This is a genomic window from Chromobacterium sp. INPA-IVC (assembly GCF_059047085.1).
Genome location: NZ_JBTNLS010000005.1, coordinates 306,100 through 328,923, shown reverse-complemented (window position 1 = coordinate 328,923; position 22,824 = coordinate 306,100). Strand labels below are relative to the sequence as shown.

Annotated in this window: 27 protein-coding genes; 8 read left to right on the top strand and 19 right to left on the bottom strand. The window is 62.2% G+C overall.

From position 1 onward, the window contains the following. Positions 1 to 31: 31 nt before the first annotated feature. From asd to leuC, 11 genes are all read right to left on the bottom strand, one after another. Positions 32 to 1,138, bottom strand: coding sequence for an aspartate-semialdehyde dehydrogenase (gene asd, locus ACX17K_RS11275; RefSeq protein WP_493774862.1), 1,107 nt, complete (start codon positions 1,136 to 1,138; stop codon positions 32 to 34). A 1,106-nt stretch (positions 1,139 to 2,244) separates the two neighbouring features. Further along, entirely contained in the window at positions 2,245 to 2,988 is a 744-nt protein-coding gene (locus ACX17K_RS11270; RefSeq protein WP_493774861.1) for an FkbM family methyltransferase, read from the bottom strand. Positions 2,989 to 3,010: 22 nt separating this feature from the next. Beyond that, positions 3,011 to 3,163 carry a hypothetical protein gene (locus tag ACX17K_RS11265; protein WP_493774860.1) on the bottom strand — a complete coding sequence of 51 codons (153 nt, stop codon included), beginning with the start codon at positions 3,161 to 3,163 and terminating at the stop codon, positions 3,011 to 3,013. Between the two features lie 1,429 nt (positions 3,164 to 4,592). Further along, positions 4,593 to 4,997, bottom strand: a complete 405-nt coding sequence (locus ACX17K_RS11260; protein ID WP_493774859.1) for a hypothetical protein — start codon at positions 4,995 to 4,997, stop codon at positions 4,593 to 4,595. Between the two features lie 349 nt (positions 4,998 to 5,346). Further along, positions 5,347 to 6,411 (bottom strand): 3-isopropylmalate dehydrogenase, encoded by a 1,065-nt coding sequence (gene leuB, locus ACX17K_RS11255; RefSeq protein WP_493774858.1) that lies wholly within the window; start codon positions 6,409 to 6,411, stop codon positions 5,347 to 5,349. Positions 6,412 to 6,421: 10 nt separating this feature from the next. Continuing rightward, a complete protein-coding gene (locus tag ACX17K_RS11250) occupies positions 6,422 to 6,721 on the bottom strand; it encodes a hypothetical protein (RefSeq protein WP_493774857.1) in 300 nt (99 codons plus the stop codon). 19 nt (positions 6,722 to 6,740) lie between these two features. Further along, entirely contained in the window at positions 6,741 to 7,322 is a 582-nt protein-coding gene (locus tag ACX17K_RS11245; protein WP_493774856.1) for a pyridoxamine 5'-phosphate oxidase family protein, read from the bottom strand. A 37-nt stretch (positions 7,323 to 7,359) separates the two neighbouring features. Continuing rightward, positions 7,360 to 7,755 carry a GFA family protein gene (locus ACX17K_RS11240; protein ID WP_493774855.1) on the bottom strand — a complete coding sequence of 132 codons (396 nt, stop codon included), beginning with the start codon at positions 7,753 to 7,755 and terminating at the stop codon, positions 7,360 to 7,362. Between the two features lie 119 nt (positions 7,756 to 7,874). Continuing rightward, on the bottom strand, positions 7,875 to 8,513 hold the full coding sequence (gene leuD / locus ACX17K_RS11235) for a 3-isopropylmalate dehydratase small subunit (RefSeq protein ID WP_493774854.1): 639 nt from the start codon (positions 8,511 to 8,513) through the stop codon (positions 7,875 to 7,877). Positions 8,514 to 8,543: 30 nt separating this feature from the next. Then, positions 8,544 to 8,729, bottom strand: coding sequence for an entericidin EcnAB (locus ACX17K_RS11230; RefSeq protein WP_231153211.1), 186 nt, complete (start codon positions 8,727 to 8,729; stop codon positions 8,544 to 8,546). A 132-nt stretch (positions 8,730 to 8,861) separates the two neighbouring features. After that, positions 8,862 to 10,277 (bottom strand): 3-isopropylmalate dehydratase large subunit, encoded by a 1,416-nt coding sequence (gene leuC / locus ACX17K_RS11225; RefSeq protein WP_493774853.1) that lies wholly within the window; start codon positions 10,275 to 10,277, stop codon positions 8,862 to 8,864. A 101-nt stretch (positions 10,278 to 10,378) separates the two neighbouring features. Here leuC and ACX17K_RS11220 point away from each other — a divergent pair, with 101 nt between their 5' ends. Continuing rightward, positions 10,379 to 11,152 (top strand): helix-turn-helix transcriptional regulator, encoded by a 774-nt coding sequence (locus ACX17K_RS11220; protein WP_493774852.1) that lies wholly within the window; start codon positions 10,379 to 10,381, stop codon positions 11,150 to 11,152. Here ACX17K_RS11220 and ACX17K_RS11215 read toward each other — a convergent pair. From ACX17K_RS11215 to ACX17K_RS11205, 3 genes are all read right to left on the bottom strand, one after another. Continuing rightward, a complete protein-coding gene (locus ACX17K_RS11215; RefSeq protein ID WP_493774851.1) occupies positions 11,130 to 12,290 on the bottom strand; it encodes an MFS transporter in 1,161 nt (386 codons plus the stop codon). The genes ACX17K_RS11220 and ACX17K_RS11215 overlap by 23 nt on opposite strands. Before the next feature lie 69 nt (positions 12,291 to 12,359). Next, the gene (locus ACX17K_RS11210) at positions 12,360 to 12,764 is read right to left on the bottom strand and encodes an RNA-binding S4 domain-containing protein (RefSeq protein ID WP_231163956.1); all 405 of its coding nucleotides are present in this window, start codon (positions 12,762 to 12,764) and stop codon (positions 12,360 to 12,362) included. Next, on the bottom strand, positions 12,764 to 13,414 hold the full coding sequence (locus ACX17K_RS11205) for a fumarylacetoacetate hydrolase family protein (protein ID WP_493774850.1): 651 nt from the start codon (positions 13,412 to 13,414) through the stop codon (positions 12,764 to 12,766). The genes ACX17K_RS11210 and ACX17K_RS11205 overlap by 1 nt, the downstream gene beginning before the upstream one ends. A gap of 329 nt (positions 13,415 to 13,743) precedes the next feature. Between ACX17K_RS11205 and ACX17K_RS11200 the strand changes: the two genes are divergently transcribed. Both ACX17K_RS11200 and ACX17K_RS11195 read left to right on the top strand, forming a co-directional pair. Then, positions 13,744 to 15,450 (top strand): PHA/PHB synthase family protein, encoded by a 1,707-nt coding sequence (locus ACX17K_RS11200; RefSeq protein WP_493774931.1) that lies wholly within the window; start codon positions 13,744 to 13,746, stop codon positions 15,448 to 15,450. A 69-nt stretch (positions 15,451 to 15,519) separates the two neighbouring features. Then, complete coding sequence (locus ACX17K_RS11195; RefSeq protein WP_046168093.1) at positions 15,520 to 16,698, top strand: acetyl-CoA C-acetyltransferase; 1,179 nt, start codon at positions 15,520 to 15,522, stop codon at positions 16,696 to 16,698. Between the two features lie 57 nt (positions 16,699 to 16,755). Here ACX17K_RS11195 and ACX17K_RS11190 read toward each other — a convergent pair whose 3' ends face one another. Both ACX17K_RS11190 and ACX17K_RS11185 read right to left on the bottom strand, forming a co-directional pair. Next, the gene (locus ACX17K_RS11190; protein WP_493774849.1) at positions 16,756 to 17,127 is read right to left on the bottom strand and encodes a DOPA 4,5-dioxygenase family protein; all 372 of its coding nucleotides are present in this window, start codon (positions 17,125 to 17,127) and stop codon (positions 16,756 to 16,758) included. Positions 17,128 to 17,255: 128 nt separating this feature from the next. Beyond that, a complete protein-coding gene (locus ACX17K_RS11185; protein ID WP_493774848.1) occupies positions 17,256 to 17,471 on the bottom strand; it encodes a hypothetical protein in 216 nt (71 codons plus the stop codon). A gap of 16 nt (positions 17,472 to 17,487) precedes the next feature. On the opposite strand from ACX17K_RS11185, the gene ACX17K_RS11180 reads away from it, so the two are divergent. Beyond that, the gene (locus tag ACX17K_RS11180; RefSeq protein WP_493774847.1) at positions 17,488 to 17,646 is read left to right on the top strand and encodes a hypothetical protein; all 159 of its coding nucleotides are present in this window, start codon (positions 17,488 to 17,490) and stop codon (positions 17,644 to 17,646) included. Between the two features lie 221 nt (positions 17,647 to 17,867). Here the strand turns inward: ACX17K_RS11180 and soxR are convergent, their stop codons facing one another. Then, positions 17,868 to 18,314 (bottom strand): redox-sensitive transcriptional activator SoxR, encoded by a 447-nt coding sequence (gene soxR, locus ACX17K_RS11175; protein WP_493774846.1) that lies wholly within the window; start codon positions 18,312 to 18,314, stop codon positions 17,868 to 17,870. A gap of 41 nt (positions 18,315 to 18,355) precedes the next feature. Here soxR and ACX17K_RS11170 point away from each other — a divergent pair, with 41 nt between their 5' ends. Both ACX17K_RS11170 and ACX17K_RS11165 read left to right on the top strand, forming a co-directional pair. Next, on the top strand, positions 18,356 to 18,967 hold the full coding sequence (locus ACX17K_RS11170) for a flavodoxin family protein (RefSeq protein ID WP_231153234.1): 612 nt from the start codon (positions 18,356 to 18,358) through the stop codon (positions 18,965 to 18,967). Then, positions 18,964 to 19,368 (top strand): VOC family protein, encoded by a 405-nt coding sequence (locus ACX17K_RS11165; RefSeq protein ID WP_343479098.1) that lies wholly within the window; start codon positions 18,964 to 18,966, stop codon positions 19,366 to 19,368. The genes ACX17K_RS11170 and ACX17K_RS11165 overlap by 4 nt, the downstream gene beginning before the upstream one ends. 129 nt (positions 19,369 to 19,497) lie before the next feature. Here the strand turns inward: ACX17K_RS11165 and ACX17K_RS11160 are convergent, their stop codons facing one another. Both ACX17K_RS11160 and ACX17K_RS11155 read right to left on the bottom strand, forming a co-directional pair. Continuing rightward, the gene (locus ACX17K_RS11160; protein WP_021475974.1) at positions 19,498 to 19,623 is read right to left on the bottom strand and encodes a hypothetical protein; all 126 of its coding nucleotides are present in this window, start codon (positions 19,621 to 19,623) and stop codon (positions 19,498 to 19,500) included. A gap of 131 nt (positions 19,624 to 19,754) precedes the next feature. Further along, on the bottom strand, positions 19,755 to 19,973 hold the full coding sequence (locus ACX17K_RS11155) for a hypothetical protein (RefSeq protein WP_493774845.1): 219 nt from the start codon (positions 19,971 to 19,973) through the stop codon (positions 19,755 to 19,757). 97 nt (positions 19,974 to 20,070) lie between these two features. On the opposite strand from ACX17K_RS11155, the gene ACX17K_RS11150 reads away from it, so the two are divergent. After that, positions 20,071 to 21,855 carry a M24 family metallopeptidase gene (locus ACX17K_RS11150; protein WP_493774930.1) on the top strand — a complete coding sequence of 595 codons (1,785 nt, stop codon included), beginning with the start codon at positions 20,071 to 20,073 and terminating at the stop codon, positions 21,853 to 21,855. Between the two features lie 70 nt (positions 21,856 to 21,925). Beyond that, on the top strand, positions 21,926 to 22,819 hold the full coding sequence (locus ACX17K_RS11145; protein WP_493774844.1) for a LysR family transcriptional regulator: 894 nt from the start codon (positions 21,926 to 21,928) through the stop codon (positions 22,817 to 22,819). Positions 22,820 to 22,824 lie beyond the last annotated feature (5 nt).

Here is a 22,824-nt window from a genome sequence, read left to right as displayed (position 1 = left end):
GGCCGGCCCAGGCTCGCGCCTATTCTACCTGTCAGCGCTCGATCAGGATACGCAGCATGCGGCGCAGCGGCTCGGCCGCGCCCCATAACAGCTGATCGCCGATCACGAAGGCGGACAGATACTCGCCGCCCATATTCATCTTGCGCACGCGGCCGACGCCCACTTCCAGTCCGCCGGTGATGGCGGCCGGCGTCAGTTCCTTCACCGAAATCTCGCGATCGTTCGGCACCCATTTCACCCAGTCGTTGCCGGACTTGATGATGGATTCGATCTCGGACAGCGGCAGATCCTGCTTCAGCTTCACGGTCAGCGCCAGGCTGTGGCAGCGCATCGCGCCGATGCGCACGCACAGGCCGTCCACCGGCACCACGCTGGAGGTGCCGAGAATCTTGTTGACCTCGGCCTGGCCCTTCCACTCTTCCTTGGACTGGCCGTTGTCCAACTGCTTGTCGATCCACGGAATCAGGCCGCCGGCCAGCGGCGCGCCGAAGAATTCTGTCGGCACATCCTCGCGGATGGCCTTGGCCACCTTGCGGTCGATTTCCAGGATGGCGGACGACGGCGTGGCCAGCTCGTCGGCCACGGTGGAATGGATCGCGCCCATGCCCTTCAGCAATTCGCGCATGTGATTGGCGCCGCCGCCGGAAGCCGCCTGGTAGGTCATCGAGGACACCCAGTCGACCAGGCCTTCTCGGAACAGGCCGTTCATGCCCATCAGCATGATGGAGTTGGTGCAGTTGCCGCCGATGTAATCCTTGACGCCGTTGGCCACACCCTTGTCGATCAGCTCGCGGTTGACCGGGTCCAGCACGATGATGGAGTCTTCCTGCATCCGCAACGTAGAGGCGGCGTCGATCCAGTAGCCCTTCCAGCCGGCGGCGCGCAGCTTGCTGTACACCTCGGTGGTGTAATCGCCGCCCTGGCAGGTGACGATCACGTCCATCGCCTTCAGCTCGTCGATATTGCCGGCATCTTTCAGCGGCGGCACGTCGCGGCCGATGTCCGGCGCCTTGCCGCCGACGTTGGAGGTGGTGAAGAACACCGGTTCCGCGATCACCGCGAAATCGTTTTCCTCGCGCATGCGCTGCATCAGCACGGAACCCACCATGCCGCGCCAGCCTACAAAGCCTACTCTCACTGGAAATCTCCCGAGTCTGTCCTAAGTCCGAATCGTGACCGCCGCGCGGCTGAGGCCTGCGCGGCGGTTAAATTTTTGTTACCCCATTGTGCAGCGCGCCACGATGGCAAGCAATGGGGTAAATCGTTTTTATTGTGAAGTTCCGCAGAACAAATGATTAAGCTGTAATGAACAGCGTACCCACAGGCATTCACGATGCCGACCAGAGAGTGCCGAAGGGGGACAAGGCACAGCCAGGACCTCCCGGTCAGCGAGGACTTGGAGTCACTGAAAGTTGACTCGCGGCCGACTCCCCTCGTCAAACATAGCGCCGGGAACTAGCGCTTTCTGACAAATTGAAATTCATTCAAGCCGGGTGATTTCTCATGACAATTGAAGCTCATCGAAAGAACAGATCATCTTCGCGCCAAATCAGGCCGAGTCGGCTGCCACTGTCACAAAGTTCACACTCAAACAGAGCCCCTCTAACAAGAAGTAACAGCATGTCGGCTGGAGTGCCAGCAAACTGTCTGCTTGAAATCAGGAAACCCAATGCCATAGTCGACAAGCCAGGCCAAGGCCAACAAAACAATCTCCCAAAAGCTGAAAAGCCTGCTCGCAAACGCAAGCAGGCGAGCTCTCCAAGCCCAACGCAACCCATCGCTCAACATGCCGCCGCGATTATCCAATCGGCGGCAGCGCGCCTGACTTTCATCAATCCATAGCTCCATGACAACCAAACGGAGCGCTTGTGAATTCTCGAGCCTCGTCATGCGTAATCTGCCACCCGTCGCACCCATTCACTGCGCGGAACGGCCGCTTCCTGTTGACCACGATAGCAATTCATTCCGGTCACGCTGGAGCAGCGGATGCATGAGCAGGGTGTCGCGCGCCATTTCTCGCAAGGCAAGCTCACGAAGAGCCTTTTCATCAAGTCGCTTAACAGAAAACTATGAGATGAGCGCCTGAATGTGCACTGGCATCTGTCGCCGACAGATGCGCATGCAAAATCAATACTGACAACAGGATTACAACGGATTCAGGGCCCATGATTCTCTAGGCCAGCCAGAATTCCACCGAGTTCTGCCACACCCACTTTCAAACCAAAAACCCTTAACTTAGGCTACTCAATTAGTTGAGAGAAGATTAGCTTTAGCTTGGCTAGCATTCAGAGACCAGGACTCCCAAACAAAAGTATAATTCCATTTCTCCAAATGCGTACGAGCAAGCTCCACTCGAATATTATCCCTCTGATCCTTAGCGTCAGGATAGAAATTATGGAATTGAATTTGAAGATCTTTAACCTTCTCAATTATCCCATTTGAAATGATATGAGGGATCACCAAAAACTCCCCTCCTTCAATATTAATCTTCAGAAGATCAATCTGCATCACTTTCAATTGCTCCAAAAGCTGCTCATCAAAACTCTTGAGCGAGACAATCTCCTGCTTACCATCCTCCCCCATTTTAATTAGACTGGACCCATCCTCCTGAAGACTTATTGCCAGGCTACCATCCTCATTGGATAATCCATAATTAAAACATTGAATTTTTTCATTACCCTTAAATCTCTCGACGCAAACCTCATAAAACTCTTTCACCGGCTCAAAAACATAGACATAACAACCATATCTCTCATGAATTTCACTTGCAAAATCACCAACATACCCCCCCAAGTCAAATACTATACTATTTTGACTCAGTGGATAATCCAACCTCAAACTCTCATCACCCCTATCCTTAAACCACTGATCTACCGCGATAGTAAATTCATCCTTTTCAATATAGAATTTATGGAAATGATTAAGCCTATTTCTCAACGCCTTAGTAATTAAGCTGGGGTTTTGAATAGCTTTAGTTATTTTTCCCATCCCAAATCTCCTTTACATAAATTCAGCTTCTAGCGTTTAAAAAGCCACCGCGCGCGCCAAGGGAAATAATTGCAATAAAAACAAAGATATGCGCAATGAGGCACACAAGCACATACAGGGAAAGATCGATACCTGCAAGCACGTTCTTCGCAAAAACCACAAACAGCAGCCACATGTTACACAATAACCACACATCCAGAAAAGTACAAAAGCATAACAATTGTATTACACAACACATTCTTTTGCATTTTTTTGCATACCAACCACACCTTCTCCACCACTCTCCAATAACAAACCCACTCAACATCAGTCAAGACATACCCGCCTAATATCTCGCCAAAGGCTACCTAACTGAAAATAGCGTTGCAGCGCGGACCCATCAATTCTGATGGCTTGATAAAATAGCAGCATGACCGAACGCATCCCGAAGCAATACCAGTTGCCAACCAAGACGTACGCCCCTGATCCAATGCGGCTCCTTATTCATTAAGCAGGACACAAGCACAACATAGTAGGCTGCGCCCCAGAGCAAGCTTGTGCTGGCGCACTCCTAGAGCGATGCCCCGTTCAGCTTGCACGGACTAGCATTGCCCCAACCCATCGACCGCACGGAAAACTTAGCCAAGCAGGCCCTCCTTGAGCTGACCGTGCCGGGCTACAGTACGCGGCGCTGCACAGCAGCCCCCTATCACGAGGCCTCAAAAGCTTTACATTTGCTGCCCAAAAACAGGATGAAGGCGAATGGAAAACCAAGGACCGCCGTCCCCAATGTCGTCAACCACGCGGGATGCAGATTTGGTCATTGCCATGGAATGAAAATGCGGCGAATCGAGTCAAAAAGGTGGCCGACAACTACCGACGACATGCGCCAGCGCCTCCCCTCTCTGTTGGCGCGAATCTACCCAATGAGCCGATAGCCAGAGCGGGAAAAGCTGTTGCTTTTGGCAATGAACTTGCCATGAAACGATTGCGGCAAGAGACGCAACGGCGCGATTCAGGCGGGGAAAGCGCGTCACAAGGCATATAGACACAAGATGCGCTCCTGGCGATGTGGAAGCGCAGGGGCTGCGCCATCGCCGCAGTTTGGTAAAAATCAAAAACGTTGCTTGATGAAGGGGTGACAGCCAAATGTTTGAATGGCCAGGAAGCTGAGCGACAAATACCCACTGCCATTCTGAGCGGCTTCAGCATGGCCAGACAGCTCTAGACATAAATCCACCCAGGGAAAAGAAGGCATCCATCCCTTTGTGGATTTATGCGGCACCGCTCCATGCTCCATCGCCCTCGAGCAAAAAGACCCTGCTTCACATCACCGCCGCCATCGCGGCCGGCCCATGCCTGAGCCGCGGACGTCCTCGCAGCCAGCCGCGTAAATGCCGGCGATGCCAGGTCCTGGACCAACAGCTTCTGCTCTGCGCCCCGGGAAACCTCTTCCTAGCCGAAGCTGTAGCATCGACGCGGCGGGCAGGATGGCGGCCAGCCTTTCACCCGAGCCGAATGAAATCAAATCCAACACCTGCCGGAAAAATCATGATCCCATGCGTATAGGCCACGCGATATCGCAGTGAACGCTGGGCCTCGCAAACTCCCCCAGCAGGCCCATCTCAATTCGCCGCCTGGATCAGCAAACTAGCCTGCCCGGTGTTGTCCTGGCAATAGTTGTCGCTGACATAGGCATACAGCGTCGATGTCGTGGATGGCACATCGAGAATCATCGGCTCGGTCACAGCGACACCCCATCTGCCGACGCCATATCCCCCCTGCACCATGACCGATGTGATATTGCAGCCGCCTCCCAGATTGCCATTGGAGCAGCTCATACTATTGGCAACCAACGAAAGGACATAGCGTCCCGGCACTAGCTGGAAAGAGGCGGGAACGCCGCCGGAAGCGCTGCCGAAGGCAGCGGACAAACAGTTATTCTTCGCATCGATGACAACGGAAGTCGCCGCCTGGGTGGCCAGCGAAGCAAGGATTAAAAGCATCATCGAGACAGTTTTGACACGCATGACGAACTCCCCAATCAAGTGATCGATATGGTTTGATCACGCCGCATCCTGTCTGAATGCGAAATCAAGACAGGCCCATAAGCGCAAAGCTTCCGACAACGGCGCGAACCCGGCGTCTTCGAAAAAGGCGGAAGAATTCTACCTCAGGCCGGCATGCCAAAAGCATCGCCAATTCTGCCAGGCAAACCATAGTTGAAGAACACGGCTGACGCGCCTCGTCCGTCCCTGAATACCCCTTGGACTCCGCCGATGGGGCCAACCACTCCCTTACACAGCCTGGCGCAGCAAAAGAAATGGCGCGATCCGATGAAGGATCGCGCCGCGCAAATCAATCAGCTGACAAACAGCGTCACATCGCCGCCACCACCGCGTCTCCCATTCCGGAGCAGCTGACCTTCTCGCAGCCGGCTTCGTAAATGTCGCCGGTGCGGTAGCCTTGTGCCAGCACCTTCTTCACCGCGCTTTCCACACGCTGGGCGGCGGTTTCCTGGCCGAAGCTGTAGCGCAGCATCATCGCGGCCGACAGGATAGTGGCCAGCGGATTGGCCAGGTTCTGCCCGGCGATGTCCGGCGCGGAGCCGTGGCTCGGTTCGTACAGGCCCTTGTTGTTCTGGTCCAAAGAGGCGGATGGCAGCATGCCGATGGAGCCGGTCAGCATGGAGGCTTCGTCGGACAGAATGTCGCCGAAGATGTTGCCGGTGACCATCACGTCGAATTGCTTGGGATTGCGCACCAGTTGCATCGCCGCGTTGTCGACGTACATGTGGCTGAGCTCCACTTGCGGGTACTCCTTGGCCACCTCGATCATGATCTCCTTCCAGAACTCGGTGGTTTCCAGCACATTGGCCTTATCCACCGAGCACAGCTTGCGGTTGCGCTTCATGGCGATGCCGAAGGCGACATGGGCGATGCGGCGCACTTCGCTCTCGCTGTAGCGCATGGTGTTGAAGGCTTCTCGCTCGCCCTGGGCGTTGACGCCCAGCCCGCGCGGCTGGCCGAAGTAGATGTCGCCGGTCAGCTCGCGCACGATCATGATGTCCAGCCCGGCCACCACTTCCGGCTTCAGCGTGGACGCGTTGGCCAGCTCGGGGTACAGGATGGCCGGCCGCAGGTTGGCGAACAGGTTCAGGTCCTTGCGGATGGCCAGCAGGCCGCGCTCGGGACGCAGCGGCCGGTCCAGCTTGTCGTAGGCCGGGCCGCCCACCGCGCCCAGCAGCACCGCGTCGGCTTCGCGCGCCAGCTTCTGCGTGGCTTCCGGATACGGCGCGCCGTACTGGTCATAGGCGGCGCCGCCCAGCGGCGCGTGTTCGGTTTCCATCTTCAAACCGTCGCGGCGCAGCACGTCCAGCACGCGCTCCGCCTGGGCGATGATTTCAGGGCCGATGCCGTCTCCCGGCAGGATGGCGATCTTCATGAATGCTCCTTTATTTCCGCTTGTCGTCGTCGCGCCGGGTCAGTCTCTCCACCAATACCCGTTCGCAACATTTGAATACGATATAGGCCGCCATCGCGGCGTAGCCGGACAGCAGCAGTTCTCCCAGCTGGCGCAGCGCGCCGTCCATCGCCGCCTGCCAGCCCACATCCAGCCATAGCTTGAGATTCAGCTGCAGCAGCAAAGCCAGGTTGACGGTGGCCGCGCCGAACAGCAGGAAACTCAGGCCGAGCAGCAGGAAGGCCGCCAGCGGGCGGCGATGCAGCCAGACCATCCAGCCGCGGCCGCTCATGGCGATCTCACCCCTGTTTTCATGCTTGCTCCGCCTCGTCCAGCGGGACCATGCCGCTTTTCTCGACGATGCCGGTCGGCAAACCGTCCAGGCTCACGCTGTTCCGGCTTCGCCAGTAGTCGCGGATGCCCGGCTCGCCCTTGGCGCGAGCCCAGTCGTTCAACTGCTCCCGCTCGCCCAAGTACTGATAGTAAGGCACCGACATGCCGCAGGAAGCTTGCACCAGCTCCACGTCCAACAGAAAGATTTGGCGCGCGCCAGGCAGCGGTTCGAACAGGCCATAACAGCTGTCCCAATCGGCATCGCCGGGATGAACCGCGCGAGCTTGGCCATAAAGACGCAGGATCAGCGGTTTGCCCTCAAACGCGCAGAACATCAAGGTCATGCGCGGGCTATGCTCGACATGGCAGGCGGTCTCGTTGCCGCTGCCGGTGACGTTCAGCCAAGCCACTCGATTCGGCCCCAGCACCCGCAAGGAGTCCATGCCCTTGGGGGACATGTTGACATGGCCATCCGACAGGGCGGTGGCGACGAAGAACAGTTTTTGCCCGGCGATGAACTCGCGATGCGAGTCCCGTAGCTCCTGGTAACGTTGCCCCATGCGGCCTCCCTCGACAATGAACTAACCCGTGTTTGCCTTACGCAAAATGCTCCGCGCCCTCCGGCACCACCACCCATCCATGCTTCCTCGCCTCATAAACCGACACGCTCGGAGCTGGAAAGCTTGGGTCGGCAAACGCCCCCACCGGTATCGCCACAAACTCTTCCAGCCCTTCCGGCTCGTAGTACACGGTGGCGCCGCAAGCGGAACAGAAATGGAATTTGACGCGGGAGCCTTCGTCGCCCACGCGGACGTAAACAGTGGAGTCACCGGCGATGGCGACGTCCTTGCGGTAAAAGCGGGCCTGCTGGCCAAAGACGCTGCCGGTGCGGCGCTGGCAGGCGAGACAGTGGCAGATGGAGACGCGTACAGGATCGCCTGAGACTTGGGCGGTAAGCTGGCCGCAGCTGCATGCGGCGAGGCGGTTAGGCATAGAGTGGCTCTTCCAATGGTTCATGCCGGGCAGAACGAACGCTTCCGCGGGACGTCCCGCCCCATGAGGGTGGGCCAGCATTGAAAACGCAGGCAGGCAACCGGACCGTGATACGCCTTTCAGGAAAACAGCCAGGGCTGCGCCGCGCGGAGTTGCGCCTCGAAAGCCTTGATCTCGTCGGCATGCTGCAAGGTCAGGCCGATTTCGTCCAGGCCGCCCAGCAGGCAGTGCTTGCGATGCTCGGTGATGTCGAACAGGAAGGCCTGGCCTGACGGGGCGAACACCGTCTGCGCTACCAGATCCACCTTCAGGCTATAGCCCGGCGCCGCCTCGCACTCGCGGAACAACTGATCCACGATGTCCGCCGCCAACACGATGGGCAACAGGCCGTTCTTGTAGCAGTTGTTGAAGAAGATGTCGGCGAAGCTGGGCGCGATCACCACGCGGAAGCCCTGGTCGTCCAACGCCCACGGCGCGTGCTCGCGGCTGGAGCCGCAGCCGAAGTTCTCTCGCGCCAGCAGGATCTGCGCGCCCTGGTAGCGCGGCTGGTTCAGCACGAAGTCCGGGTTCAGCGGACGCTGGCTGTTATCCATGCCTGGCTCGCCATGATCCAGGTAGCGCCATTCGTCGAACAGATTGGGACCGAAGCCGGACCGCTTGATCGACTTCAGGAACTGCTTGGGAATGATCGCGTCGGTATCGACGTTGGCCCTGTCCAGCGGACAGACCAGGCCCTGCAAAGTGGTGAATGCTTTCATAATGCGCTCCCGTTCAGGATGGCGCGGCGTTTACTGGGCGGCGTGCTCTATCGCCTGGCCGCCCTTTTCCACCGCGTTGCCGACCGCCTGTCCCGCCTTCTGCAAACCATGGCCCACCGCCTGCCCGCCTTCCTTGGCGTCGGTCTTGATGCCTTGCACGGTGTTGCAGCCGGCCAGCAGCAGGGCCAGGCTCAGACAAACCATCTCTTTTTTCATGATATTTCCGTTCCTTTGGGGTGACAGCCAGGCTGTCAGACAAGATAAAACAGGCATTCTAGCGAAATCGCCGGGCAACCTTCCATTCCTGTCTGACACGCCTCGCCGGCTTTTGCTCCCCGCCGTCGCGGCTTAGCCCGCCGCCAACCGGCGCACGTCGACGAAATGCCCCGCCACCGCCGCCGCCGCCGCCATCGCCGGACTCACCAGATGGGTCCGTCCGCCCTGGCCCTGGCGGCCTTCGAAATTGCGGTTGGACGTGGAGGCGCAACGTTCGCCCGGCAACAGCCGGTCGGCATTCATCGCCAGACACATCGAACACCCCGGCTCACGCCACTCGAAACCGGCGGCGACGAAAATCTTGTCCAGCCCTTCGGCCTCGGCCTGGGCCTTGACCAAGCCGGACCCCGGCACCACCAGCACCTGCTTGACATTGCCGGCCTTGCTGCGGCCCTTGGCCACCGCCGCGGCTTCGCGCAGGTCCTCGATCCGGCTATTGGTACAGGAGCCGATGAACACCACGTCCACCGGAATTTCATCGATAGGCGTATCCGCCGCGAGGCCCATGTAAGCCAGCGCGCGCTCGATGCCGGCCTTCTTCACCGGATCGCTCTCATTGGCCGGATTCGGCACCTTGCCGCCCACCTCCGTCACCATCTCAGGCGAGGTGCCCCAGGTGACCTGCGGCTGGATGGCCGCGGCCTGCAGCACGATCACTTCGTCGAAATGCGCGCCGTCGTCGGAATGCAGCGTGCGCCAATAGGCGACGGCCTGCTCCCACTGCCCGGCCTTGGGCGCGAACGGACGGCCCTTGACGTACTCGATGGTCTTGTCGTCCACCGCCACCAGGCCGGAGCGGGCGCCGCCCTCGATCGCCATATTGCACAAGGTCATCCGCCCTTCCATGCTCAGCCCGCGGATCGCTTCGCCGCCGAACTCGATCGCATAGCCGGTGCCCCCGGCGGTGCCGATTTTCCCGATGATCGCCAGCGCCACATCCTTGGCGGTCACCCCAGCGCCGAGCTTGCCATCCACCCGCACCAGCATGTTCTTGGATTTCTTGGCCGTCAGGCATTGGGTGGCCATCACGTGTTCGACCTCGGAGGTGCCGATGCCGTGCGCCAGCGCGCCGAAAGCGCCGTGGGTGGAGGTATGGCTATCGCCGCAAACCACGGTCATGCCGGGCAGCGTGGCGCCCTGCTCCGGCCCCATCACGTGGACGATGCCCTGGCCCTTATCCTTGAACGGGAAATAAGCCAGCGCGCCAAAGGCCTTGATATTGGCGTCCAGCGTTTCCACCTGCTGGCGCGAGATCGGGTCCTGAATGCCCTGGTCCCAATGGTCGGTCGGCGTGTTGTGGTCGGCGGTGGACACCACGGAATCGACGCGCCACAGCGGGCGGCCAGCCAGCTTCAGGCCCTCGAAGGCCTGCGGGCTGGTCACTTCGTGCACCAGGTGGCGGTCGATGTACAGCAGCGCGGTGCCATCGGCCTCTTCACGCACCACATGGCTGTTCCAGAGTTTGTCGTACAAGGTTTGCGCGGTCATGTTGCGGTTCCTCGGGTCATCGTTGACTGCATATTCGAACAGCTTTGATCCTGTTACAAGATAAGCAGTTATACTGGTATAAAAACCAACAGGATAAGACCATGGACACCGCCGCCACGCCGTTGGGCGCTTTTCTGCGCGCCCACCGAGAAAGACTGACTCCGCAGCAAGCCGGCCTGCCCGCTGGGCTGCGCCGCCGCGCCAAGGGCTTGCGCCGCGAGGAAGTGGCGCAGCTGGCCGGCATCAGCGCCACTTGGCTGACCTGGCTGGAACAGGGCCGCAGCGAATCGGTGTCCGCGCATACGCTGGGCCGCCTGGCCGCCGCGCTGCAGCTGTCGGGCGCGGAAACCGACTACCTGTTCGATCTGGCTGGCTTGAAGAATCCACAGGAGAAGCGCGCCGACGCCAATCCGCAGGCGCGGGAGATACTGGAGAAGATGTTGCCGCGCATCGACATGCCGGCTTACGTGCTGGACCGCCGCTGGCGCGCGGTGGCCTGGAATGCGGCGGCGGAGGCGTTATTCTGCGACTGGCTGGGCAAACCCGATGCCAGCCGCAATCAGCTGGACTTCATTTTCCTGATGCCGGAAGCGCGCGGCTTCATCGACAACTGGCCGGAACGGGCCCGGCGCGTGGTCGCCGAGCTGCGCGCCGACCTGGGCCAGCAGCTGGATGACGCGGAAACCGCCGGCATGCTGGAGAAGCTGCGCCGCGAAAGCCCGGAGTTCGACCGGCTGTGGCAGCAACAGGACGTGCTGGAGCGCGAAGGCGGCGAGCGCGGCTTCAACCACCCCCGCCTCGGCCGCCTTCAGAAGCAGCAAATCACGCTGCGGCCGGCCAACGCGCCGGAATTCAAACTGGTAATGCTGCTCTGAGCTTGCCCGCCGGCCGCAGCCAGCGCAGGCATACCAGCACGCCGATCAAGGCCGCGACAGCCGACATCGCGAAGGTCGGCATCACGCCGCCATGCGGCCACACCAGCCCGCCTATCAAGCCGCCGCCGCTGCCGCCGACGCCGAAGGACGCGACGATGTACAAGCCCTGCGCTCGGCCGTGGTGCTGCTCGGCGAACATGCGGTTGATCAGGCCGATGGCCGACGCGTGGTGCAAGGCGTAGGTCAGCGCGTGCAAGGCCTGGGCGAAGGCGGCCACCGCCGGCGAGGCCAGGCAGGTGGCGATCAGTCCGAAACGCAGCACCGCCGCCGATAGCGACGCCAGCATCAAGGCCTCCAGCCCGAAACGGCGCATGATGCGCGGCATCAGCATGAACACGCCCACCTCGAACACCACCCCCAGCGCCCACAGCACGCCGACCGCCGCCTTATCGTAGCCGAAAGCCTTCAAGCCCAGCGAATAGAAGGTGTAGTAAGGCCCATGGGCGAAGGCCTGCAGGAAACAGCAGGCGAACAGCGCCATTACCGCCGGTTTCTTCAGCGTGTCCCAGATCGGCCCGGCCGGCTTGGGTTTGCCCTGCGGCACCACCTCCGGCACCTTGAACGCGGCCAGCGCCACGCCGGCCAGCAGCGCGGAAACGATCCACGGCGTCGCCGCGATGCCCAGCCAGTCCAGCAAATAGCCGCCGCTCATCGCCAGGCAGACGAAGCCTATCGACCCCCATACCCGCACCCGGCTGTAGCGGCCGGGATTGTCGCGGGTCAGGTAGGCGGTGCTGGCCTCGACCAAGGGCAGCGCGGCGGCCCAGAAGAAATGCGACACCGCCAGGCTGACGAAGATCCACCAGAAGCCGTCATGCAGCCCCACCAGGCAGAAACTGGCGGCGGACAGGATGGACGTGGTGACGATGATGTTGCGCCGGCGGCCGCTCTTATCGGCCAGCCAACCCCAGAAGCCCGGCGCGACGATCCGCGCCAGCGTGGACAGCGCCATCAGCACCGATATCTGCCAGGCGCTGAACGACAGCGACTGCAGATACAGGCCCCAGAACGGACTGAACATGCCCTGGAAGGTGAAATAGGTGAAGTAGAACGAAGCGAACGGCCACAGCGACTGCATTGTCATCTTTCTGAAGGTTCGATGCCGGGCGCCATCCGGCGCCGGGCCGGACCGACGCCGCGATGGCGGCTAAAACGACGATTTGAAGCGGGATATCTCGCGGCGCGCCTTCTTGGTGGGCCGGCCGTCGCCATGCGGGAAGCTGGCGTGCTCGGCCTTCAGCAACAGCGACCGCTCCTCGCGGGCGGCGATGGACGCCTCGTCCTCGCGGTACATCAGCACCGCCTCCTTGGCCGGGCGGCGCTGGGTGGAGAGCTGCAGCACCTCCACGTTGTACTCCAGTTGATTCAGGCGCAGGAACAGCCTGTCGCCCTCCTTCACCACCCGCGAGGCCTTGACCCGATCGCCGTTGACCAGCACCCGGCCCAGCTCCAGCGCCTCATGCGCCAGCTGGCGCGTCTTGAAGAAACGCGCCGCCCACAGCCACTTGTCGAGACGGACCTTGTCGTCGTCCCGTTCTTCCTGCCTTGCCATCACTCCACCTTCCAATGCGCCGACACCTGCCCGTGCAGGCTGAGGTCCAGTTGGTCGCCGGACACGATGCGCGCCACGCCTTCCGGCGTGCCGGTGAAGATCAGGTCGCCGTCGGACAAGCCGTAAAGCCTGGACAGATAACTGATCTGCTCGGCCAGCGTGAACAGCATCAGGCCGGCGTCGCCGCTCTGGCGCAGCTGGCCGTTGACCCGCAATTCGAACTTCAATTGCTGCGGATCCGCCACCCGGGCGGCAGGCACCAGCGTGGACACGCAGGCCGCGCCGCGGAAGCCCTTGGCCTTGGTCCACGGATGGCCTTTGCGCTTGGCTTCAGCCTGCGCGTCGCGCGCGGTCAGATCCAGGCCGATGCCGTAGCCCGCCACATGGCTCAGCGCCGCGTCCGGCAGAATGTCGCTCCCGCCCTTGCCTATCAGCGCCACCAGCTCGCACTCGTGGTGGACATCGTCGGAATAGGCCGGCAGGCGAATGGGCGAGGACTCGTCCAGCAACGCCGAGGTCGGCTTCAAAAACACCAGCGGCTCGTCCTCCACCTTGTTGCCCAGCTCGGCGGCGTGCGCGGCGTAATTGCGGCCGATGCAGAAAATATTGCCGACGCGGATGGCATGTAAGCCTAGTTTTACACTCGACATTGCAATTCCCCCTGGATTTCGAAGTCGATTATCCCACAAGCGATGTCAAACCCATACCGCGAAACGCTTTGTGTTTTATGACGCTTTGTGCATCGCAGCAACAAACTGCGGCCAATGCCCGCCTTATGGCGGATTTCGCCGCCGGACGGCGTGAAAATGTCATGCAACCCTGTTAAAGTCGCAGGGACATCCGCTTGACCATGCAGTCCAGACATTCAGACAGGCTTCGACAACGATTTGCACGTTTCAGGAGATTCATCTTGTCCCAGAATAGTACCGCCGCGCTGGAAGGTTTCTTCACCAGCCTCTCCGAGGCCAACCAGCAATGGATGCAGCAGTTCGTCAACTCACTGTCGCCGGCCTACGCCCCCGACGCCGAAACCCATCCGTTCTCCGGCGCCTGGTCCCAACTGATGAACCAGACCAATCAGCTGTTCGCCCTGCAGTCCTCGCTATACCAGCAACAGATCAACCTGTGGTCGCAGTTCCTCGGCCAGGCCGCCAGCCAGCAAGCTCCGGCCGAGCCGGGCGCCAAGCCCTCCGACCGCCGCTTCGCGTCGCCGGAGTGGAACGAGCATCCGTTCTACAACTTCCTCAAGCAGAGCTATCTGCAAACCTCCAAGTGGATGATGGAGCTGGTGGACAAGACCCAGCTCGACGAGGACGCCAAGGACAAGCTGGCCTTCGCCACCCGCCAGTATCTGGACGCGATGTCGCCCAGCAACTTCATGCTGACCAATCCGGACGTGGTCAAACGCGCGATCGAGACCAAGGGCGAGAGCCTGGTCGAAGGCATGAAGAACATGCTGGACGACATCCAGAAGGGCCACATCTCGATGTCGGACGAAAGCAAGTTCGAGATCGGCAAGAACCTGGTGGTGACGCCCGGCCAGGTGGTGTTCCGCAACGAGCTGATCGAACTGATCCAGTACACTCCCACCACCGACAAGGTGTACGAGAAGCCGTTGCTGTTCATCCCGCCCTGCATCAACAAGTACTACCTGATGGACCTGCAGCAGGACAACTCGATGGTGCGCCACTTCGTCGCCCAGGGTTACCGCGTGTTCCTGATCAGCTGGCGCTCGGCCGTGTCCGAGATGAGGCACTTCACCTGGGAAACCTATATCGAAAAAGGCGTGTTCGAGGCGGCGGAGGCGGTGCAGAAGATCACCAAGCAGCCGACGATGAACGTGCTCGGCTTCTGTGTGGGCGGCGTCATCCTCACCACCGCGCTGTGCGTGGCCCAGGCCAAGGGGCTGAAATACTTCGACTCCGCCACCTTCATGACCTCGCTGATCGACCACGCCGAGCCGGGCGAGATCTCCTTCTTCATCGACGAAAACGTGATCGCCGGCCGCGAAGCCAAGATGGCCGCCGGCGGCATCATCAGCGGCAAGGAGATCGGCCGCACCTTCGCCAGCCTGCGCGCCAACGATCTGGTATGGAACTACGTGGTCAACAACTATCTGCTGGGCAAGACCCCGGCGCCGTTCGACCTCCTGTTCTGGAACAACGACGCGGTGGATCTGCCGCTGCCGATGCACACCTTTCTGCTGCGCCAGTTCTACATGAACAACGCGCTGGTGCGCCCGGGCGCGATCACGCTGTGCGGCGTGCCGATCGACATCTCGAAGATCGACGTGCCGGTCTACATGTTCGCCGCGCGCGACGACCACATCGTGCTGTGGAGCTCCGCCTTCTCCGGCCTGAAATACCTGGGCGGCGCGCCCAGCCGCCGCTTCGTGCTGGGCGCGTCCGGCCACATCGCCGGCTCCATCAATCCGGTGACGAAAGACAAGCGCAACTACTGGGCCAACGACAAGCTGCCGCTGCACGCCGAGGAATGGCTGGAAGGCGCCGAAAGCCGGCCCGGCAGCTGGTGGAAGGACTGGGACGCCTGGCTGGCGCCGCAATCCGGCAAGCAGGTGGCCGCGCCCAAGAGCCTGGGCAATAAGGACTTGCCTCCGCTGCAGGCGGCCCCCGGCGAATACGTGCTGGCCAAGGCCATGCCCGCCGTCGCCGCCAGCCTGCAATAACCCAATTCAAACGCCCTCCAGGGCCGCATGGCCCGCCTCCGGGCGGGCCGCAAGCAAAAGGAGAAAGACATGGAAGTAGCGATCGTAGCCGCGCAACGCACCGCAATCGGCAGCTTCGGCGGCGGATTGGCCAAAATCCCGGCGCCGGAACTGGGCGCCACCGTGATCAAGGCGCTGCTGGAAAAAACCGGCGTCAAGCCGGAAGACGTCAGCGAAGTGATCCTGGGCCAGGTGCTCACCGCCGGCAGCGGCCAGAACCCGGCCCGCCAGGCGCTGATCAAGGCCGGCCTGCCGGTCACCACCCCGGCCACCACGCTGAACGTGGTGTGCGGCTCCGGCCTGCGCGCCGTGCATCTGGCGGCCCAGGCCATCCTGGCCGGCGACGCCGACATCGTCATCGCCGGCGGCCAGGAAAGCATGTCGCTGTCCCCGCATATTCTGCCGGGCTCGCGCGACGGCTTCCGCATGGGCAACGCCCAGCTGGTGGACACCATGGTCAACGACGGCCTGACCGACGCCTACAACGCCTACCACATGGGCATCACCGCCGAGAACGTGGCCGCCAAATACGGCATCGGCCGCGAAGAGCAGGACGCCTTCTCGCTGCAATCGCAGCAGCGCGCCGCCGCCGCCCAGAAAGCCGGCAAGTTCAAGGACGAGATCGTCCCGGTGCTGGTGCCGCAGCGCAAGGGCGACCCGCTGGCCTTCGACGCCGACGAGTTCATCAAGCATGACGCCAGCGCGGAAGGCCTGGCCAAGCTGCGCGCGGCCTTCAAGAAGGATGGCACTGTCACCGCCGGCAACGCCTCCGGCATCAACGACGGCGCCGCCGCCGTGCTGCTGATGTCCACCCAGAAGGCCGATCAGCTGGGCCTGAAACCGCTGGCCATCATCAAGGGCTACGCGCTGACCGGCTGCGAGCCGGAAATCATGGGCATCGGCCCGGTATCCGCCACTCGCAAGGCGCTCTCCAAAGCCGCATGGAAAGTGGAAGATCTGGATCTGGTGGAAGCCAACGAGGCCTTCGCCGCCCAGGCGCTGGGCGTGGCCAAGGAGTTGGGCTGGGGTTCGGACAAGGTCAACGTCAACGGCGGCGCGATCGCGCTGGGCCACCCGATCGGCGCGTCCGGCTGCCGGGTGCTGGTGACGCTGCTGCACGAAATGCAGCGCCGCGGCGCCAAGAAGGGCCTGGCCACGCTGTGCATCGGCGGCGGCATGGGCGTGGCGTTGGCGGTTGAGCGCCCGTAAGCGCCTCCCCCCGTCAAATCAAAACCGCCGGATTTTCGCCGGCGGTTTTTTATTCCCTCAGTTTCCGCCTCCCTCCCTGCGCTGCCCCCGTTCGCGCAGATAGGCAATGTCCAAATCCAGCGGCTGTCCCAACCACATCGCGAAATCGCTGTGGTCCTCGACATCGTCGCCGCTAAGCGGATGCACCAGAATATCCAGTTCGCCCCGATTCAACATCAGCCAGGGCACCAGTTCGCCGAACTGCGCGGCGTCGAACGCCAGCTGGTACGCGCCGCAGGGATGCGGCCCATAGGCCTGGTCGCGCCACCGCCCCACGCTGACATCGAAACGCTGCTGCACCGCCTCCCTGAGCCAGCTTGCGCGCGTCTTTCTGTTTTCGTCGAAATACACATGGGCGTGATAGCCCGTCACTTTTATCGCCTGTTGCATGCTTATTCTCCCTTGCGAATGCTGCCCGCTGCTCTGCGCACGAACTGCGCAATTACATCTTACGATATATCTTAAGATGTAAATATGCAACCAGGGAATTCACCACCCTTAGCCAACGTCAATACGCCTCAAGCCGTAAAAGCTGCGCCCAATCTCTGCCGCAAAGCCAGACTCAAGCGCTCGACATCATTGCCCTCAAGCGCTTGGCTTCCAGCATGGCGCACCAGCGCCAGATTGCCGCTTTCCGGCCCCTGACCGAAACAACGGAAAGCATCCCAATCCAATGCCAAACTCCCTTGATGATTGCTGCGCGGCAACGCGCCAATCAAAAATGTCAAAATCATAAACATAACCTAAGCCATGCGCACGCCTGAAATCGTCATCCAGAACCATATTCCACCCAGCGACGCCGACATCATCGAGAGCGAGCTGAACCACATCGCCGGCCATGCCGACCGCCAGACACTGGCGGTGCTGGCGCGCGATCCCGTCAATGGAGAGGTTTTCGGCGACGCCTAGGGCCGCAGGTCTGCTGTTTCTGGACCTGTTCCATTTGCCCGAGTCACTGCGATGAAGGACGCCGCGACGGCTGCCGCCATGCCGTGCGGTACACCATCAGCTTCCAGGCTCCGGGCTTTTACCAAAACGCGGCTGGCAGGTTTTCGGGGAAATACCCTGCGATCCGCCCGGAACCAGCCGGGTTTTCTTGCGCAAAGCGCTGCAGCCCAAGCCGGCGCGGCTCATGCTTTCTTATCCAGTAAAAAGCGCGGCCCGCTTCCCTTCTCCCCCGCCTCATCGTCCGGGTTGTACAGCTTGCAGCGCTCCAGCGACAGGCAGCCGCAGCCGATGCAACTGTCCAGTTGGTCCCGCAGCCTGCATAGCGCGTCTATCCGCGCCTGCAGCAACGGGCGCCAGGCCTGCGAGATCTTGGTCCAGTCGTCGGCCGTCGGCGTGCGCTGCGACGGCAGTTCCTCCAGCGCCGCGCCGATGTCCTGCAAGCTCATGCCCATCGCCTGGGCCACCCGGATGAACGACACCCGGCGTATCGCGTCGCGACGATAGCGCCGGGTCTTGCCCGCCTCGCCCACGCTGTGGATCAGCCCTTTCGCCTCGTAAAACCGCAAGGCGCTGGCCGCCACGCCGGTGCGTTTGGCCAATCGGCCTATGGTGATGGCTCCGTCTTCCATATTCGCATTGACTTAAAGTTAACTTTAACTTTGATACTAGCATGGCAATCATTCATTACGCGAACGACATGAGCCATATCCAGATCGTCTATTATTCCAGCGGCGACAGCACCCACCGGCTGGCCGAGGCCATCCAGGAAGGCGCGGCCGAATATGGCCGCGCCCGCCTGCTGCGCATACTGCCGCAACATATCCAGCATGGCCGCTACCCGATCCAGGCCTTCGCCGACGAGCTGCAGGACGCCAGCGCCATCATATTCGGCAGTCCCACCTTCATGGGCGGACCGGCCGCGCAGTTCAAGGCCTTCGCCGACGCCAGCAGCGCCAACTGGTGCCGCCAGACCTGGGCCGACAAGATCGCCGCCGGCTTCACCATAGGCGGCAACCTGAACGGCGACCAGCAATGCACGCTGGCCTACTTCTCCACGCTGGCCGCCCAGCACGGCATGCTGTGGTGCGGGCTGGACATCGCCGCCGGCTACAGCCCTGAGGGGCTCAACCGTCTGGGTTGCCAGCTGGGCGCCACCGCGCACAGCCCGGATGGCAAGCTGCATCCATCCGATCTGGCCACCGCCCGCCACCTGGGGCGCCGCGTCGCCGGACTGGCCAACCGCATGCGCGCCGCCGCGCTCAAAAAGGAGCAACAGACATGACACCCGATATCCATGGCATAGACCACATCCACGTCTACGCGCGCGACCGCGCCGCCGCCGAAGCCTGGTACCGCCGCGTGCTGGGCCTCATCCGCGTGCCCGAGCTGGAATCCTGGAGCCCCGGCCGCGGCCCGCTGACCGTCGCTAACGCGGCCGGCACGCTCAAGCTGGCGCTGTTCGAACGGCCCGAAGTCGTTCCGGGGGCGGTGATCGCGCTGGGGGTGGATGCCGACGGCTTTCTGCAATGGCGCGCCCATCTGCGGCGAGAGCTGGGCACGCGGCCGGAAGCGGTGGACCACCAGCTTTCTTGGTCGATGTATTTCCTTGATCCGGACGGCAACGGCTACGAAATCACCAGCTACGATTACGCGGCCCTGAAGATCCGGCTGGCGCAAGACTGAAAGCCCAATGAAAAACCTCCCGCAGCGCCATGCTCGGGAGGCTTGTCCTCTTGTCCGGCCAAGCGGCCGGAAATATCCGCCCATGCAGGGCGGTTGGGTTCGGCGATGGCGCCGCTCAGGCGCGGCCGACTAGTGAGGAACGATGACGGGGGCTTCCGGCGCATGCTTCTTCTGATGCTTGGCGGCCCGTTTCTCCTTCGGCGTCATCAACGGCTGTTTCTTCGACTCTTTGCTGGTGTGTCTGGATTTGCTCATGATTCGCTCCTGATTTAGTCGAGCGTCGGCATGACCGACACCGGCCTCAGTATAGTAAGAATCGAGAGGAATGCCGGAAACGCAACAAAAATGCGCGCAACATCTTGCCTTGCATCAAATGTCTTGCCAAATCAATAAATGCCATTATCATTCAGATTCACGCCAAACAAAGCTTTTGCCAAGCCAAGAGCGGCGATAAAACGACAAAGGAATCCATGATGAAGCATTTTCTGTCCACGCTCGTCCAGCTTTGCAACGTAGCAGGCCGCCCCGGCCACCACCGCGTCAAACACCGCTGAGCCACGCTCGGCCCCATAGCCGCCGCGCCGGCGGATGAGCATGCCAGCCATGAGCCGCGCTCATCCACTTGCGCGGCGTTTCCTTTGCTTACAGAATGCATGCAACCACCCTCCCGGAGCCGGCATGAACACTGTAGCAACCCCGCAATTGGACACCATTCCGCAACGCATCGCCTCGCTGCGCGCCGCGATGAAGAACGCCGGCGTCGACGCCTGTCTGGTGCCCTCGTCCGATCCGCATATTTCCGAATACCTGCCCAAACGCTGGCAGGCGCGCCAATGGCTGTCCGGCTTCACCGGATCGATGGGCACGCTGATCGTCAGCGCCGACTTCGCCGGCGTCTGGGCCGACGGCCGCTACTGGGTTCAGGCCGAGCAGGAACTGGCCGGCACCGGCGTTGAACTGATGAAAATCGACACCGCCGCCAGCAGCTTGCACCTGCAATGGCTGGCGGACACGCTGAAGCCTGGCCAGGCGCTGGCGGTGGACGGCGATGTGCTGGGCCTGGCCGCGGCCAAGGCGCTGCAAGCCGCGCTGGAGCCGAGCGGCGTCGCCCTGCGCACCGACATCGACCTGATCGACGCGATCTACCCCGGCCGCCCGGCGCTGCCCGCCGCCGCCGTCTACCAGCATGACGCCGCCTACGCGCCGGAAGGCCGCGCCGCCAAACTGGCCCGCGTGCGCGAAGCGATGCGCGCGGCCGGCGCCGAGCGCCACTTCATCTCCACGCTGGACGACATCGCCTGGCTGTTCAATCTGCGCGGCGCCGACGTCAGCTACAACCCGGTATTCATCGCCCACGCGCTGGTCGAGGCCGGTTCCGCCACGCTATTCGTCGCGCCGGGCAAGATAGACGCCGCCCTCGCCGCCCAGTTGGCCGCCGACGGCGTCCGGGTGGTCGATTACGCCGAGGCCAAACCCGCTCTGTCCGCGTTGCCCGGCGGAGCGCTGCTGATCGATCCGCGCCGCGTCACGCTGGGCCTGCGCCAGGCGGTGGCGGACAGCGTCAAGGTGATCGAGGCGATCAACCCCAGCACGCTGATGAAATCGCGCAAGAGCGCGGCCGAAGCCGAACACGTGCGCCGCGCGATGGAGCAGGACGGCGCGGCGCTGGCCGAGTTCTTCGCCTGGTTCGAAGCCAACGTCAACCAGGCCCGCATCACCGAGCTGACCATAGACGAAGAAATCACCGCCGCCCGCGCGCGCCGCCCGGACTTTGTCTCGCCCAGCTTCGGCACCATCGCCGGCTTCAACGCCAACGGCGCGCTGCCGCACTATCACGCCACCCTGGAAGCGCACAGCGAGATCAAGGGCGATGGCCTGCTGCTGATCGATTCCGGCGGCCAGTATCTGGGCGGCACCACCGACATTACCCGCGTGCTGGCTGTCGGCAGCCCTTCCGCCGAGCAAAAGCGCGACTTCACCCTGGTGCTGAAAGGCACGATGGCGCTGTCGATGGCCCATTTCCCGCGCGGCACGCTGTCGCCGATGCTGGACGCGCTGGCTCGCGCGCCGCTGTGGCAGCACGACATCGACTTCGGCCACGGCACCGGCCACGGCGTCGGCTATTTCCTCAACGTGCATGAAGGCCCGCAGAGCATCTCGCGCGCGATGCCGGAACCGCACATGGCGATGCAGGAAGGCATGATCACCTCGATCGAGCCGGGCGTGTACCGCGCCGGCCAGTGGGGCGTGCGCATCGAAAACCTGGTGCTGAACGTGGCTTCGGAACAGAACCAGTTCGGCGACTTCCTGAAGTTCGAGACGCTGACGCTGTGCCCGATCGACCGCCGCTGCATCGACCACTCGCTGCTGACCCGGCCGGAGATCGCCTGGCTGAACGGCTACCACGCCGAAGTGCGCGCGCGGCTGCTGCCGCTGGTGGACGGCGCGGCGCGCGACTGGCTGCTGGCCAACACCGAAACGCTGTAAACTGCGGCGACACCCGTCTACAGGCCATGCCCCGCGGCATGGCCTGTTTCGTTTTTGCAAGGAAAGATCGATGCCGTTCGACCGCCTGGCCGACCTGCGCCTGTTCCAGGACGCCTCCCAGCTTGGCAGTTTCTCCGCCGCCGGCCGCAAGCACGGCCTGTCCCCCGCCGCCGCCAGCGCCTGCATCCAACGCATGGAAGCCGCGCTGGGCGCCCGCCTGTTCCAGCGCACCACCCGCCGGCTGCGGCTGACCGAAGCCGGCGAAACCTATCTAAGCTACTGCCGGCAAGCGCTGGACCTGCTGGAGGAAGGCGAGCACCGGCTGCAGCAAGAACAGCGGGAACTGAGCGGCGTGATCCGCCTGTCCGCGCCGTCCGACCTGGGCCGCAATCAGTTGCTGGACTGCCTGGACCGCTTCGGCGCCGAACACCCCGCCGTGCATTTCTCGCTGTCGCTCAGCGATACCCCGGCCGACCTGATCGGCGACGACATCGACCTCGCCATCCGCTATGGCCAGCCCGCGGACAGCAGCCTGGTAGCGCGGCAGCTGGCCGCCAGCCGCCGCGTGGTCTGCGCCGCGCCGGCGCTGCTGGAAAGGCTGGGCATGCCCAGCCACCCGCAGGATCTGGCCGCGCTTCCCACCCTGACGCTGATGACCGGCCACGGGCCGATGAACGAATGGCGCTATCGCGACATGGGGGAGGCCCGAACGCTGCGATTGGAACGCGCGCGCCAGAGCAACGACGGCGAGGTGCTGCGCCGCTGGGCGGTGCAGGGCCTCGGCTTCGCCTATAAGTCGCAGTTGGACATCGCCGCCGATCTCGCCGCCGGCCGGCTGGCGACAGTGCTGGACAACTACTTCACCGAGCCCGCGCCGCTGCATCTGCTCTACCCCGGCCATCGCCTGCAGCCGGCGCGGATACGGCGGCTGGTCGACTTCCTGTTGGCGGAATTCTCACGATAAGGCCA